This is a genomic window from Dellaglioa sp. CoH-57-MRSF-19, from assembly GCF_056781975.1.
Genome location: NZ_JBXAXW010000080.1, coordinates 1 through 596, shown reverse-complemented (window position 1 = coordinate 596; position 596 = coordinate 1). Strand labels below are relative to the sequence as shown.

General features: G+C 44.8%; 1 protein-coding gene. It reads left to right on the top strand.

The genetic code is table 11. The annotated features are described in order from the left end of the window. Positions 1-93: 93 nt before the first annotated feature. The gene (locus tag AC1RO3_RS08310) at positions 94-453 is read left to right on the top strand and encodes a hypothetical protein (protein WP_481763975.1); all 360 of its coding nucleotides are present in this window, start codon (positions 94-96) and stop codon (positions 451-453) included. Positions 454-596: the final 143 nt, after the last annotated feature.

The window sequence follows — 596 nt, the reverse complement described above, 5'->3', positions numbered from 1 at the left end:
GAAAGACCCTAATGGTAATGTGGCTTGGACAAATTCCGCTGTGCTCGCGTCCAAACCAGTAATAAACCATATTAATTAACGGGAGGCTCAGTCATGGCGCAAGTAAACGCAAATGCCGTGGCTGAGTCTACTCTGACTCAGCAGAATTCAGCTGCTAATGCAAATGCTATAGCGGAAACTCTGCTACTTACACAGGCTACTTTAGTCAAAGCCAATGCAGTAGCAGAAACCTTGCTCACGGTTGCGCCGAAAAACATACAAGACACGTATGTTCAGATGGAAATAATTTCAGGCGGTTTGATTCCGGCGAATGACTATGGAGTTAAGCTTGAGGTGATTGCAGGGCTTCCATATGACACACAGGATGGATATGTGACGCTAGAGATTATAGCGCAAACCACGCTGACGCCAGCAAAACCGATGACAACAATAACTTGGTTTACCCCATCGTGAGGATGTTATGATTCTGACTTTGAATGACTCTACAAAAACTGCAAGTATACAAGATTGGGATCAATCGGATTGGGACCTACAGAAAGATACCATACCGTGGGACTATACAATAGAGTTCGATCCCATGATAGACGGTGGCATAC